The sequence below is a fragment of the Dyadobacter sp. HNCC25DJ184 genome, assembly GCF_056895215.1.
This window is the reverse complement of the sequence record NZ_JBXHAQ010000026.1, coordinates 36,205-51,235: the sequence shown is the minus strand read 5'-3', so window position 1 is coordinate 51,235 and position 15,031 is coordinate 36,205. Positions and strand designations below refer to the sequence as shown.

The window sequence follows — 15,031 nt, the reverse complement described above, 5'->3', positions numbered from 1 at the left end:
CCAAACAAAATTTTGACCCAAAGAAAAAAACAAGAAAAAAAGAAAGCACCTCTCGGGTGGCCCGCCTTAAAGCCAAAAGGAAGCGGAATAAGTGCTGTTAAGTCAGCGGCGAAATCTCAGGTAACGAATTTCCACTCGCCGCTGTTATGCCGAACTCTTTTGGCAGGCCTCACCTGACTGAAAATCATACGGGCCACCACCTTAGCTGCACTTTTTGACTTGTTATTTGGGTCGAAAATCCTCTGCAGCTCCCTTTTGTCATCTTTAAAACTAGTTGTCAGCCTTAGTCAACAGAAATAACTGGGCTAAAATGGTTGGTTTGAACATCAAGTGTCACAGAGATTGGATAACACGCTTCTTTTGGGATCAAATCTTAGTAAACCATGTTATCTCGTTTCACTACTTGGTGATAGGGTTTGATACCACAAATCTAAAATTGAGATCGATTATAATTTATTGTGTCAATCTCGACTGGTGACTCAAAATACAAAATTCATCCACTCTTAAATTTTGCGTGTAACCGATAAATACTTATTTTTGGATTAGTCAGAATCATCAAAGAAATGCCGCACAGATCTTCGATGTAGTTATTAATTTAACCACTCACGTATATGGACGGCTCTACATCACTCTCCTGCGTCATTATTGACGACGAGACTCCAGCGCATCAGATACTCAAATTCTATATCGATAAAATCCCTTGGCTTCAATTTCGTGGTAGTATATACAATTCAATTGACGCGATATCAACTCTTCCAATTCTTCAACCGGATATCATATTTTTAGATGTCGCGATGCCGAATTTAACAGGACTTCAACTGATTGACATCCTGGAACTGCCTAAAACAAGTATCATCCTCATTTCTGCACACGTATCTTTCGCGGTGGAAAGTTACCATTACAGGGTAACCTATTTTCTTTCAAAACCTGTGAATTTCGAGGCATTCAGCAAGGCAGTAACCAAGGCATGGGAGGATCATCAAACACACACAGATTCTGTAAGCGATATTGACAATGAGACCGAATCTCAAAATTTAATCCCAATCAACGAGCAGGTCGGTCAGGACGTCAATAACGATGCATTATGGATAAAATCCGAAAAAAAAATGATTCGAATTGATTACAACAGTATTGCTTTTTTGGAAGGCGCCAAAAACTATGTTAAAATTATCTACAACGACAACGAAAATATAACAACCCGGCAGTCGTTGACAGAGTTTGAAAGGAAATTACCTACTCCCCCTTTTGTTAGAACTCACAAATCCTACATCGTTAACCGGCTTCAAATCGAGCGAATTGATGGAAATCAAATTATACTCAAGAATGGGTATCGTGTTAGCATATCGCCGCAAGAACGGAACGCTGTTATTAGACTGTTGACGAGGAACGACGATTAGACCCGCAGCCAACATACATGCTTGAATCGATAAATTAGTTTTCGGAGAAACTAAACAATTCGTCGATCTAAACACAAACTGCGTCCACTTTCGCGCGGATATGCTTTCACCCTCGTTTTTGCATTCGCATACTTCTCGCACCTCCTTTTCGATATGCTGACAAAACAGGGCGTACCCCTGTTTTATCCATTCAAAAAGAATCCATGCGTAATTCCCGGCAACCCGGATATGCGCCTGCGCAGCTCTGATCTGAAAACCGAAGCAGCCTGCTTCGCAATCTTTATCCTGTTGGGCATTACATGCCAAAACCTCTTTGCCAACGGATTCTGGAATACTTTCAACCGACAGTTTGCCGACCTCAAACATTTGCATCAGGAAAGCGTACAGTCCGAAACGTTACTTTCCGTAACCTATCAGTTTCGAAACGAAACAGGGAAAGAATTTTCAGGCTCCGGGATATTGGTAAAATCGTCCGAAAACGAGGCAATTATATGGGACAAACAACAATTTGTGACCATCGGAAAAACGGACCGGATCATCAATCTCATACCAGCCCGTACCAAACAAATGATGGCAACCCGCGAAATATTCTTTTCCAACATTTCACCAGACAGTCTTCAAAAACTGATCGCTCAAAAACCGATCATTTCCGTTACACTCCAATCCAGCAAACCGTTTTCCTTCACGAAGGAAAACAAGCCGGAAACAGCTTCACGCGCAGAACTGACATATATAGTCGATCCTGTTTTAGATTTTACAATCAAAAATCAGCAGGAAACCGATACCTCAAATACGGAAGGCAAACGCCGACTTCTTCAATTAGAACTTACCAACGAGCTAAAAAAACAACGTGAGTTGTATAGCTCCAAAGCGCATTTGCAGAACGCAATTCAATCGCTAACACGCGAGATATCGGAAATGGAACTCTACGAGCGCGAAAAAGCAACAAAGGAGCTTCAAAAATTGAAAACCGACTTGGCAAACTTTCCGAAAATAGAAGATAATTCTCAAAAAATAAGTATCCAGATCCAGAATTTAAAGTCAAACAAAAAAGCTGATTCTCAAGTGATTATCAGCGGATTCATCAACATCCTGAACATATGAACAAGCTAAAAAGTCTCGCCCTTTTTATTTTTTCCTGCCTTACATCCTGCAACGATATCGGCCCCTACCGTGACCTCGAAATAACGATCACCAACACGGACTATGCGATGATATATTTTTATACCCTTCCAGACAGTAACCAGTTCTACACGCGGCCTTTTGATATCAACCACGAACAATCCGAAACAATCCACTTTTCCAACATTCCAGATGGTAAACTGTTGATCAGAGTATCAGCCGAGCATGAAAAACGCCCGGTGAGTATTGATACTACGGTCGATTACAAAGGAAGGTTTGGGTATGGGGTGGAGTTTTAGTTTAAAAGATAAGATCAACGATGGAAAAACTATTGGACTCGCGAAACAATAAAATAACCGCCATATTATTGGGCGGTTTTGTTTTAATAATAATAGTCACTTTTCTCTGGGGAGAACTGCAGTATATCAATATAAACAAAAAAATTGATCATGAAAAAGTTTACAACTTTTTCGGAATTTTAGCCTTTGCATTAACAGTTGCAGGTATTAATTTGACCTATAATCAATATAGATTATCGACAATTAGTACTCTACCTGACATATACCCATTGAATACATCGCTAATCGTTACACGCTCTTATGGCGAACCAAATCCAAATTTTGATAAAGATATAGTCACTTCTTTAAAAATTTCAAATCCTGTCTTGCACGACGACAACGCATTTGAAATAATTAATTGTGGAACATCCGTCGCTTTAAATCTTTCCACTAGCTGGCATTACGATCAAAATGCAGTTGACACAATCCTTAACGATACAAACCAAGCGTTTAATTTTATTTTTGGAAATGAGGTATCTCCGAGTATCCTAATTCTAAGAAGCGATGGCATAGCCAAAATTAAATTCCCCGGCGAATACATAAAGTGCCTACCATCGATGTTTGATAGCATATTCACCCGTATTATTGACAATAACAATTTACAAAACCTAACCCGCATTCCTTCGTTAGAATTGGAAATCAAATATAACGACAAAATGAGAAAATTAATTACAAAGAAATTCAAAGTTTTATTCTTAGCCTCCATTGAGCAAATAGACACAAATACTTTTAGCATCAGCGTCAGTTTTTCGGCAATTTGAGAAAAAATAAACAATTTAAATAAAAAAAAACTACAAAATAATATCATAAAACAAATGAAAAATCTCAATGATAAATTGAAATATTTTTTCCCCAAGAACTCTGTTTTATTAATATACTTAGCTTTCTTTTTAATAATCACAATCTTATTCTGTTGGAATGAATGTCAATATCTTGATATTGACAAAACTATTAATGATGAAAAAATTCTTCGATATATTGGATCACTGACGTTCGGAACAACAACTATTAGTCTTTTATTCACTTATCGACAATACCAAAATAGTCAAGCCTCTAAGAAACCATATTTGTTTCCTCACCATATCGCTCTATTTTACTTTGAGAATATAAATCAAAAGGAAATTCATGATAATGATTTATATACTTCTACCACTTTATCATATTTTAACAGTGACGAAGAACAGGATTCTAAAACAAATTCTATATTTAGAATCACTAATCTAGGAGCCTCTATTGCTACCAACATACAAGCATCTTGGAAATATGATATCGAAGAAGTAAAAAAGATAATCGAAAATCAAATTATATACGATACTGCATATATTGACCAAAAAGAAGATCCTCAGTTATTAATGGTGTTGAACAAAGACAGTTCTGTTGAAATAGAACCTCCTAATTTATACTTCCATGCTCTAGCAATCTTATTCAATGGAACAGGAAAAAGGCTAGAATATATAATGAAAAATGCTAGTGAAGATAGTAAGATACCTGATTTAACATTGGAATTAGAATACTATACAACTCAAAATGAATTGATCGAAGGAAAGTTTAGTGTCGAGTTCACACCAGCTTTATTAAAGAAGAAACCTGACCAAAAACTACTATTGGTAACTGCAAAATTCAAAGCCTTGCTCAAAAAAAACCCCACCGCACACACCACCAGTGCTTGAAAAAAGCACAGGTGGTGTCTTCCACGCGAGCAAACATCCCGGCAAATAGAAATATCTGCAAACCCACAACAGACAGCCCGATGAAAAATCGGGCAGTCATGTTTTCCAAACGCTCCCGACCTCCTGCCGCACAACCGTCGTTCGTTAAGGTTATTCGTTTATTTGCCTTCCATGCCAGGCATGCTGTCCCGCCTTGCGGAAGTAGCCCGCCTTTTCCACGCACAATCCAGCCGCACGCGGTCTAGGGGTCTCCGTTGTTGGTCCGTGAAGGCCGGGCAAGAGTCACGCCAGCCATGAAAAATGGCTGTCATGCCCCTTGCAATTCCGGTGCCCTACGGCTCTTCACGGCCCTGCCGCCGTCGGCAATGCGCGCCACCTGATTTTCTTGCGGGGTTCATTGGTTGTGGCGCGCATTGCGTCGTGTTGTGCGCCCCTTATGGCCATTTTACCCTCCCCCGCACCCCCTTCTGGGCAAAATGGCCTGGGCGCGATGCAACCCCAACCTACCGACCCCGACTCGAAGTTGGTCGGCACCGAATCACCTTTTTTCGCACAAACCAGCCCGCAAAAGACAGTTCGACCTTGGTCGACTGAAAAGGATATCTTCGAAAGGCAGCCGGACAGATAAAAAAAGGGAAATTGTAAAAACAATTTCCCTCTGACTATTTAAGCCCGAAAAACTGGTCAACATCCCAGCCCGGACGCTCATATGGCTGAATTGCAGCCGGAATGTTAGTATCCGCACGCGCATTGTATATCCCGTCGACCGTCCGGTACGTCACCAGATTTTCATCCGGATACTGAAACAACATCAAACTTTCCATTTCCGGCATCGTCAGATCTGGAACCAGCCACGACAAAGCAGCGTCCCCGGTCAGTACCAACGGCTGACGCTTACCATCGTTATGGACTTCGGCCATCAACGGACTTGCGTCCGTTGTCACTATACTGAATGTGGGTATACCCTTCCAGACTGAATATATTGCCCCAAGTGCGAAGAATTTCTTATGCTTCGGTTTGATATACCACGACTCATGATCTTTACCTCCCACCACTGGATAATGTGGCTCAAAAAAGCCTGTGCAAATTACGAGGCAACGGTTTTTCCAGTAATTCCGATACGAAGTTTTGGAAAACAATTCGTCATTTCTGGCATTCAGCGTGTTCGCCCTCCATTCCTTTTCTTCCTTCACCCATTCCGGTATCAGCCCCCACCTGTATTCTGTAAGCACCTTCGGATTCTCCTTACTAATGACTGGCAGATAAGGTTTGTCAAAACCATTGAAATCAAACCGCTTATTGAATTTTTCCAGCTTGACTTCCGGAAGTTTGAATTCACGCTGGATTTCATCCGCGTCATGTTCGTTGGAAACGTGATAGCACATACGGCTGATTATTAATTAGTTACCAATTAAAGATATTGCTTCTACGAAAGAAACACAAATTCCATACCTGCTACCAAATCAAACCTTTGTCAGTTCAATTTTCGCCTTGATCTCAGGCATTTTACTGATCGCCACGAATCCGGTACACATATTCCTTATTTCTTGTCACTGGGCAAAGCCCAGCGCTTTTCCAAAAAAATATGCTTTTGCTTATGCAAAGCGCGGATTTTATCAGCCAATGCAGAAGCCTCCGGATTTGTCATCCGCGCCACACCGTCGAAAGGCACAACCGCCTTACCATCTTCTGAAATCATCACCGCCGTTTCCGTCCGCTTGACATAATCCTTTTCTATTACCACAAAATACCCTTCAACACCTTCCTGCCTGACCGACTCCATCAACAACTCCACAGCCTGACGAAAATCCTCTGGCCCGGATGACAAACCATTATCAATCAAAGCAGCCTTCCCAGCCTTGAAAAAATAATCCTGATTATAACTCAATATCTCTGCCGACCCAAAGAAAGACCGCCAGTACAACCGCTTGCGAACGAGCTGAATACGGGAATGGATCGCATGCGCAGCAAGCGAATACTTTTTCTTCATGTTATTATTAGCAACATTTTTATGATTCTAATAATAACATTTGTTGAGAATCAACTCAAGAAAAATGTACAGAAAAAATAGAAAAGTGTGGTTTCGGAGATATAGGCCCGAAATCCCGTCTGCCTAGGTGCCCGACAGTTCCGCAAGACCTCAAAATGATCGCCGGGCACTTGGCCAGCCAGGTTTGGTCGACTATTCAAACACCTTTTTGTCGCCCGTGAGCAAACTATCACCATTCAAGCACTGAACAAATCTAGTGCCCGGTCGGAAAGAAGCAAGAGTTCACTTCGTCGGGAGCAAAAAATCTTCCTTTTTCAAGAAAAATGAAAAAGAGTATTTTTTACTCCCGCTCTTGCATCTATCCGACCTAACACCTGATTGTCGTCCAATGCTAGAACGGTTCTGGCAGGTTTAACATCGATAAACATGGATACTTTAGAAAGAACACAACTCCTAGACAAATTGGAAGCCCTAGCTATCCATCTCTACGAGAAGCGGGAAGCCGCCCAGAGCAAGGAAAAGAAAGAGTTCCTGAACACTCTCATGAATCTTGTTTGGGATATGATCCTACCTTTTTAAGAAGTAAGGGGGCTTCGCCCCCTTTTTCTTTTTCCTTTTCGACTACCAGCGACTAATCAACCTGACTGACCACTGACACATTTTTTTTGGGGCCTTTCAGAGTGGCCTTGGCCCTATCGCGCGACCATACTCGCAGGAAGCACAGTTTATTGAAGTCTATTAGATTCAGATGGAGCTTCCCTTGCTGGCTTTAAAGAAAATATCGAAGAAAAAGCTCAAGCTAGGGAGCCTTCGGCCCCTTGGCTTGTGTTAATTTACAATTAATATATGTGGGAAATTTGCGTCTTCATAATCTAAAACAAATTCGTCACCAACATCTTGCAAAACAGCAATATCTGCCAGAGAACCTATTTCGAATTCAAGGTGCTCATCTACGGAATTGGTCACACAAATACGATACTCTACCTGATTTATAAACCGCCTTGATTTTCTAAACAACCCAGTTTCGCCAAAGTGACCTTCATCATAATACTCGACCAACTTACATTGCACATAATATCCTAATAAAACCAATTTATCGATCACACGACTAATAAACTCTCTGGGATTATATATAATAACAACAGAATGACCAAAACCTGACATTTCACCAATTGTTACCGCCGAATTCTCCTTGAATTGATGTTCAAAAACCGCGGTCAGGCAAAACAGATTGAAAAACTGGGGACTCCACTGATTCATTCGCACCGTTGAAGCATTTCCTAGTGTTTCATATTCTTCAGTGCTATCAACTGGCCTGATGCTAACTGTGGCGTCATTCAGTACATTTCTCCAGATACAGCCCTCTTCTTCATCCATCATTCCATCAGGTCCTTCAACTGTTCTAAAAAACTTGGCGGTATTTAAATACATCTTCCCATTCTCATAAAAACATTTGTTAAATTCACGTTGCGACCTTCTAACAAGCATCAATATGTGTGAGTCATTTGACAACGTCTGTTCATTAATATCCATACTCGTTTTTTTTAAGTATCACCAAGCATAATTCTCCAAATTCGGATCAGTCCGAAGCCCCAACGACTTCAAATAAATATCAGTCATTTGAACAGTACTATGCCTTAAAAGCACTTGTAGCTGTTTTATTCCCACACCGGAGCGATAGGCATTTACGGCCCCGGTGTGTTTCCAACTGTAGAGAGTGTTTCTTTTTCCAATCAAATTGGTTTCCTTCAGAACCCTGTCATGCCGAATGAGAGCTGCCACCTTGCGTTTTTACTTGGGGAGTACAAACCATAATTCCGCTAAGGCTAACCAAGCTGTTATCGATTTAATCGACAATGGTATCATCCGCGTGATTAGCAAGTTATAGAAAGTTAAGATGGATCGAGTTAATGTGCATTTGCTTCAAAATGGATGACCTGACTCAACGCCTTAGCTAGCAATAAGGACAAGAAAAGCCCATTGTTTAGCGTGACATGATCTAAAAGTTATCCACTTAAAAAAATATTTCCCGTTGGCAATAATCAGTTTGCTTAAATTCGAGAGGGTGGTCATTTAAATTACCACAACTCAGCAACAAAAGTTACGATTCTGCTTGTTAATGCTCCCGCAATATAAATTAATCCAGCCCACATAATATTCAGGTATGTGTCAGTTTTAAGCTTGCTTTTCGACAAATCATTTTTTTCCATAAAATTAATAATTTTCCGATTCAGACTTGCGAAGAAACTGTTTTCAGGAATTATCGTTATTTCCCTGCTTTTCTTGATCCTACCAGTTCCTAGATTTGACCGAATACTTGGCGAGCAGTTATATACTACAATACCAGATACCTGGACAAGTTCATTCAATTCCACCAACATGTTTTCAGATCTCCTCGGATTATTTTGAATCAGAACAAAATAGTGGCAATGCCTCCCTTTTACTTTCTCGATTTGTGCTGTAGCAGTAAGGATGTTACCTTCATTTTTTTTTATTACTTTAGATATATTCTTTATCGAACCTACTTCGTCCTTATTCATAACATCCAGATACATTAGGTCTGACCCATCAAATATCCTTAGAATGAAGTATGACTTCTGATGAGGACTTGAAACAATGGCATATTGCAAAAAATTTTCTCCTAACTCAATTAATGATTCTGTCACATATTTAGGAATAAATCCACTATTATCTTTTACCCGAAACTTAATATGTTCCTTGTTCTCCAGTATTCCATCCCAGAATTCTGGATATTCTGACCTCATTCTTTTGGAAAAATTGTACAAAAGTTGTACCCCCCTTACCTCTGTTATTTTGATGATTTCACTCAGAACATCATGCAATTTCTCTTTTATCAATACCATTCTCTTCTCATAGTGGTATTGATCTTCCTCATCTAAAGGCACGGGCAAATTTTCAATCTCTCGGTCAATGTCAGTAATATGATCGAAGTTTGTCAAATCCAATAAAAGCCAAAAGGAATAGGGTTCTTCAGAAAAAGTAGGGTTGCTTTGAAGGCTTAAAATGTTAATTTTTTTAGCCACAAGCTTATTAGTAAAATCAGAAATAAACCCGACATAGTCTCTCTCATTTGAAGGTGTTACTTTAACAGAATATATATTCTCCCATGTATTGGGAGGAAATGGGGAAATAATGATGTCTGTTTCCTTGCCTCTCACAATTTTCGAAACTCCATCTACCAAGTTGTAAACCTTATGATTAAAAAATTCGGGTTTCTGATTACCGTCAGATTTTTTTTTGGGCTTGGGAATAGCATAAAACTCAGTAGTATTGGCAAATGCATAATGATTCGTAAATCTTACTCTAAGTCCAGAGCTTTCATGAAATTTAGTTGAAATAAGCTCACCTAATTGATATGATTTGTTAGACATAAATATTACAAGAGGTTTACATTCATGTATCAAAAGGCTACACTAGTGTTAATATAATCATTTTAAACTTTCAAAGATGTGACGTTTCCAAAAAAGCAAGAATAGCTGCAAGAATTCCCCTTTCGGAGCACAATAGGTAAACAGATTACTAAACCAAGCCAATGGTCTCAACATTGAGGAATATTGACTTTTACTGCGGAATTGACCGTTTTAAGACACCAAATTCTTTAGCTGCACGAAACCCAATTTTGATAGGTATTTGTCAAAATAGTTCACTAAAATAACTTTCGGAAAATTTATTATTCCCGATTATAGTGACAATGACAACTCCCTTGTTGATCGGTACAAAGAGGCATTCGAGTATTCTTATTCATCCCGACAGGAGAAGATCAAAGGGCTCACAACTGGGTCTGTTCTGACTGTCGTCAAATATCGTGGAGTAAATGACTTGTGTATCAGGCTAAAAGTACTTACCCATCCGCCCATCCCGGATTCAAAATTCTCCGCAAAGATTATTGACTGGTAGTTTGTCTTCGTGTATCGGGTGACTATCCGCAGTCTGCGCATCTATACGTTCGACATAAGGCAAACCAGCTACTACTACAAAGACAATGATGTCAGTACTATTGCATGCAGTTTCATTACCCTTATATTCGTAAGCGACACTCGTCTGATACCATTGACATTTTCAAGAGAACCAATAAAAGTTAAGAACATAAGATCAGAACCATCTTGACACCTTTAATTCAGCATAAATCACCATTAGTAAAACCTTGACAAACTTTGCCCCGAAGTCATTTTCTTGAATAGATGCGATTCCTTGTTCATTAAAAGGTTCGCTCCTAAACGAATCAATGTCTATCGATGAACTATGTCCAATCCTGAGGGCAAATGCCGTTCCATTTACTAGTATAAATCTGAAAATCTGGCATGGGCCATTAATTTTTTGGTCAAAGCGAGAGTTTCGGCTGTGACTGATTGCGTTTGTAACATAGCATTTCCTCTTTTTGCAGGTTAAAAAAAGAGGAAGCATGATCGATCATTTAGCCAGCAAGTAAGGATATCTTGTCATTGAGTCCTTCTACAATTCGGTCAGTCCCATAAAATCTTACAAGCTCGTCCCAATGCGGCTGCAAGCCCCGCTCTAGAATACGCTGAATAACCATCGTTGAATTGGAATCTCAGTCAATTCTGTCGTAGTCGAAATCCCAGAAAAAAGCCGGTGGAAACCCAGGTTTCGGAATACTGACGATGGCCTTCTTTTCCATATAAATCTGCTCGTCCTCAAACACTGTTTTTCCGAAGGCGAAGTTTTTCTCCAACTCCTCCAGCCGATAGGCAGGATAACTTTTCACAAAAACCTCCAGGTTCGAAAACAACTCATTGTGCCGCTTCTGCGTTTTCAAGCTTATTAGATATACCTCGTTTGCTTTGTATGAAGATCCATTGTCCATTCAGCGAATGTAACGAAATACATCATGATACTTCCTTTTAAGTGTTTTGATTCTCCCCGGAAGTTGTTGAAAGCTGCCGGTTCCTCGATCAGACATATTTAGAAATCAAAAACTTCGAGTACCAGTTACTTCAACTCGATAAAGAGAGCTTGGATCTTAAAATTTGCATATCCTCACTAATCTTCTTGTCCACAATCTTAGCATAGATCTGAGTCGTCTTAATACTGCTGTGGCCTAGCATCTTCGAGACACTTTCAATCGGAACACCGTTGGTTAAAGTAACGGTTGTAGCAAAAGTATGACGAGCCAAATGAAATGTGATCGGCTGGTCAATCCTGCACAAATCGCCAATTTCTTTTAGATAAGAATTCATTTTCTGGTTCGAAAGTACAGGAAGCAGGGTATTGCTTTTCTGGCATTGGGGGTGATCCGTATAAGTATCCAGTATTTTGCACGCTGGTGCGAGTAACGGAATCCTCGATTCAGAATCAGTTTTTTGTCGTCTGATGGTCAACCATTTTTCTCCACCGTAACCGTCGATGATGTTCTTTGGGCTCAGTTTACTGACGTCAATATAGGCGAGACCGGTGTAACAACAGAAAACGAAGATGTCACGAACCTGATTCAGCCGGACGTTCTCAAAATCCTTCCCGGCAATTCTTGATAATTCCTTCTCGCTCAATGCACTGCGATTGACGTTTTCACGGGTCATTTTGTATCCGGCAAACGGGTCCTTGGGAATCCATCCTTTCTTCACTCCTATCAAAACCACCTTCTTAAAGTTGATCAGATACTTCATCGTCGTGTTATGTGCACATTTCTTCTGAGTTTTAAGCCAGAATTCGTATTCTGCGATAAACTCATAATCAAGGGATATTAGGCTTATATCCTTCTCTTTATACTTCCATTGAATAAACTGTTCAGTGTACTGCCGGGTTGTTTTGTATTTGGTCAGAGTCGCAGGAGCATATCCCTTTCCCAACAATTCCTTTAATTGCTGATTATGCAAGTCAAATATCTCTAAGAGCATAACAGGCTTTTGTTTCTCTCCAGACCATTTGGCAGCGAAGTTTTTAATATTGATTCCCTTGCTTTCACTGATTAGCGCCTGCTGATAAGTATACACTTTTCCAAGCAGGCTGTCCAGGTAAGTGTTTATCGTTCTCGCATCAGATGAATTACCTTTCACACGGCTGGCCGCCACAGACCACTTTTCTGGCTGAACATACCGGTGCGTACTTGTTTCAAACCTTTCCCCTCCAATCGTAACACGTAAATAAATCGGCATCAAACCTTCCTTGGTAATCTTTGCCCTCTTGCCATAAAACAGAATACTTAGTCTCGTTTCCATACACTCAATCTTATTTTTGGTTATCAAATCTACTTTTCAATCTGGCTTCAGTCAAGATGTTCATTTACCGAACAACCTGCTGATTAATAGATCCTTATGGCAAATTCGGTTACCCAGACCGGGTAACCCTTTCGAGTAACCGAATTTATCCCCTAAGGATTGAGAGAATTTGAATGATTTGACTGGGGGGAGGAAAACAAAAAAGCTTGCAAACCTATGATTTGCAAGCTTTTAACTAATTTTGATTCATTATCTGGCGGTCTGGACGGGAAATGAATTCATCTCGCAAAACGCTCACTATCAATACTTTAAATGCTTTCAAAATCTGTGCTCACCAAATGCTCACCAGATTTTGATTTTGCTGCTAATCTTTGGTTAAAGTTACAAATTTTCAAATAAAAAAAGAAGGTTGCCGACTTTTGAATTTCTACCAAATGGATATTGATATCAAATCAGTTTTCCCCATATCGTACCAAAACTAGGAAGATGCTAGAACCAACTAAACAACTTTAAATAATATTCTATAAGCAAAATATTATATTCACTAATACCTGCTCATATATTAGGGGCGCTGAATAGCCGATTTATTCATACTTTCCTGCCAGCGGAGCAGCTAAAACTTGCTCGGGACCATTTTCCGCCTCTCTGATATGAAAGGTTTCGGGACGATGCCCAGTCTGGCATCTGATATATCTCCTGAAAATGGCAATCCTTCGTTCCGGCGTATGCCCTTAAAGGTATTTTAGTTGAAAGTTTAGATAGAGTAGCCTCGGAAATAAACCCTACATCCACTGATTTAATAATCCAATCTTTGTTCGCTTTCTTAATCTCGCCGACTCGGCGGCGTACTTCAGACCGGCCGCCGGATTATTGATTGATCGGATACCCAATAGTAGAACAGTACGCTTTGATATCAACTAAAGGAACATCCGATTGATATTGATGATTTATAGCTTTACAAACTTCATTAGCAATTACAGCCTGTCCCAAAATAGTAGGGTAAAGACCATCTGAGGAGAAGAAGTTGCCATTTTTCCCACCGCTTATAGTGATATCTTGCTCTGTTTTGTATGTCCCCTGGTTAATTTGTGCATATAACGAATTCAGATCCACAATGGCAAGGTCAAAGTGAGCCGCCCATTCCTTCATATGTTTATTGGTTATTGTCACTGCAATCTCGTATTCTGCCCTTTCCCTCTCGTTGAGCAGAGGCAGCGGAAACTCCATACTGGCCACCCCCATATCCTTAAAATAAGGCACCGTAAAAACCACTCCCTTTTGCCCCTTTTGACTCAGCGCCCTCATCGCCTTAAACGGATAGTTCTGCCCTGTTTGAATATCACCAATCAAACTGCTGAGACCTATCTCCCTTCTTTCACTTGTCCTAATAGCATATAAAAATACCTCGCTGACATCTTCCAGGATGAAAAAATTATAGGGTTGATTATCCCAGATATATTCCCATAAGGTGGATCCGCTAAAATGTTCAAGAGGGATCATACGCGCGATGTAAGGAAGAAAGTTGTGCCAGGAAACTCCGTTGTAAGTTTCTACCTTTCCAATCATGAAAGGATCCCAGGTATTATCGAAAATATCAAGGGTACTCAACCAGGGAGTGGAGAAATTATGCACTTTCCCATTGTACGGGCTGAAGACAGGTGGATATCCATTTATTTCCTCTTTTAGTGTCCCCAAATTGTTGGTTACTCTTTTTAGGGACAAATCATTTTCCTTTATATCAAACCCAGTGCCGTTCATGTATTCTGGCTCGAATGCGGGCGTGTTAAAACCTGCCATGCCCAGCTGCTTTGCCACAAGGTTTGGATATGCAGTCAGTTGACCGTCGCGATATAGTCCACCGTTTTGGGCACCGGCTGTTAACCCACCCCCGATGGCGAGCATTTGAATTTCTTCCCCGTTTTTTAATAATCTGCCGTAATTGGGGATTGTTATATCAGTTGTGAACCAATTAGAGATCGTGAGGGGAGAGTTGTAGGTTGTAGTTCCAGAAATCAAATCATAAAACTTTGAAGTAATCCTTAACGTTCTTACGTCGATGATCGTTTTACCAGATGGCACTTCAATTTCTACCGTGTCCGGGATTACCACAACCACTGAATCGGAAATCTCCTCTTTAGGATCCACAATCTCCTCTCTATTCTTACATCCAGAAGTGAAAGCCACTATGCTTAACCCCAAAACTATGTTGATAAAGATATATTTTGAATTCATGGCTTAATGAAGTTATATACTTAAAGATAGAAACAAAGTATTAATGGTAATTTAACCACGAGGCTATATATTTATATTTTAGCGA

At 40.1% G+C, this 15,031-nt stretch carries 13 protein-coding genes; 5 read left to right on the top strand and 8 right to left on the bottom strand.

The window, feature by feature from the left end; translation table 11 throughout:
• The first annotated feature begins 611 nt into the window (after positions 1 to 611).
• The 5 genes from AC1XUD_RS25940 to AC1XUD_RS25920 are packed head-to-tail and all read left to right on the top strand — an operon-like array spanning position 612 to position 4,527.
• The gene (locus tag AC1XUD_RS25940) at positions 612 to 1,397 is read left to right on the top strand and encodes a LytR/AlgR family response regulator transcription factor (protein WP_483363962.1); all 786 of its coding nucleotides are present in this window, start codon (positions 612 to 614) and stop codon (positions 1,395 to 1,397) included.
• 57 nt (positions 1,398 to 1,454) lie between these two features.
• Positions 1,455 to 2,501 (top strand): metal-dependent hydrolase, encoded by a 1,047-nt coding sequence (locus tag AC1XUD_RS25935; protein WP_483363964.1) that lies wholly within the window; start codon positions 1,455 to 1,457, stop codon positions 2,499 to 2,501.
• On the top strand, positions 2,498 to 2,818 hold the full coding sequence (locus AC1XUD_RS25930) for a hypothetical protein (protein WP_483363961.1): 321 nt from the start codon (positions 2,498 to 2,500) through the stop codon (positions 2,816 to 2,818). Before AC1XUD_RS25935 ends, AC1XUD_RS25930 begins: the two co-directional genes overlap by 4 nt.
• Positions 2,819 to 2,838: 20 nt before the next feature.
• On the top strand, positions 2,839 to 3,618 hold the full coding sequence (locus tag AC1XUD_RS25925) for a hypothetical protein (RefSeq protein WP_483363960.1): 780 nt from the start codon (positions 2,839 to 2,841) through the stop codon (positions 3,616 to 3,618).
• A 54-nt stretch (positions 3,619 to 3,672) separates the two neighbouring features.
• The gene (locus AC1XUD_RS25920; protein WP_483363959.1) at positions 3,673 to 4,527 is read left to right on the top strand and encodes a hypothetical protein; all 855 of its coding nucleotides are present in this window, start codon (positions 3,673 to 3,675) and stop codon (positions 4,525 to 4,527) included.
• Between the two features lie 662 nt (positions 4,528 to 5,189).
• On the opposite strand, the gene AC1XUD_RS25915 is transcribed toward AC1XUD_RS25920, so the two are convergent.
• From AC1XUD_RS25915 to AC1XUD_RS25880, 8 genes are all read right to left on the bottom strand, one after another.
• On the bottom strand, positions 5,190 to 5,912 hold the full coding sequence (locus tag AC1XUD_RS25915) for an SOS response-associated peptidase (RefSeq protein ID WP_483363958.1): 723 nt from the start codon (positions 5,910 to 5,912) through the stop codon (positions 5,190 to 5,192).
• A gap of 155 nt (positions 5,913 to 6,067) precedes the next feature.
• The gene (locus AC1XUD_RS25910) at positions 6,068 to 6,517 is read right to left on the bottom strand and encodes a hypothetical protein (protein ID WP_483363957.1); all 450 of its coding nucleotides are present in this window, start codon (positions 6,515 to 6,517) and stop codon (positions 6,068 to 6,070) included.
• Positions 6,518 to 7,345: 828 nt separating this feature from the next.
• Positions 7,346 to 8,050: a hypothetical protein gene (locus tag AC1XUD_RS25905; RefSeq protein ID WP_483363956.1), complete on the bottom strand. Its 705-nt coding sequence runs from the start codon at positions 8,048 to 8,050 to the stop codon at positions 7,346 to 7,348.
• A 545-nt stretch (positions 8,051 to 8,595) separates the two neighbouring features.
• Positions 8,596 to 9,909 (bottom strand): hypothetical protein, encoded by a 1,314-nt coding sequence (locus tag AC1XUD_RS25900; RefSeq protein WP_483363955.1) that lies wholly within the window; start codon positions 9,907 to 9,909, stop codon positions 8,596 to 8,598.
• Between the two features lie 1,043 nt (positions 9,910 to 10,952).
• Complete coding sequence (locus tag AC1XUD_RS25895; protein ID WP_483363954.1) at positions 10,953 to 11,075, bottom strand: DUF6922 domain-containing protein; 123 nt, start codon at positions 11,073 to 11,075, stop codon at positions 10,953 to 10,955.
• Between the two features lie 15 nt (positions 11,076 to 11,090).
• A complete protein-coding gene (locus AC1XUD_RS25890; RefSeq protein ID WP_483363953.1) occupies positions 11,091 to 11,363 on the bottom strand; it encodes a hypothetical protein in 273 nt (90 codons plus the stop codon).
• Positions 11,364 to 11,493: 130 nt separating this feature from the next.
• Positions 11,494 to 12,714: a site-specific integrase gene (locus AC1XUD_RS25885; protein ID WP_483363952.1), complete on the bottom strand. Its 1,221-nt coding sequence runs from the start codon at positions 12,712 to 12,714 to the stop codon at positions 11,494 to 11,496.
• A gap of 867 nt (positions 12,715 to 13,581) precedes the next feature.
• A complete protein-coding gene (locus tag AC1XUD_RS25880; RefSeq protein ID WP_483363951.1) occupies positions 13,582 to 14,946 on the bottom strand; it encodes a hypothetical protein in 1,365 nt (454 codons plus the stop codon).
• Positions 14,947 to 15,031: the final 85 nt, after the last annotated feature.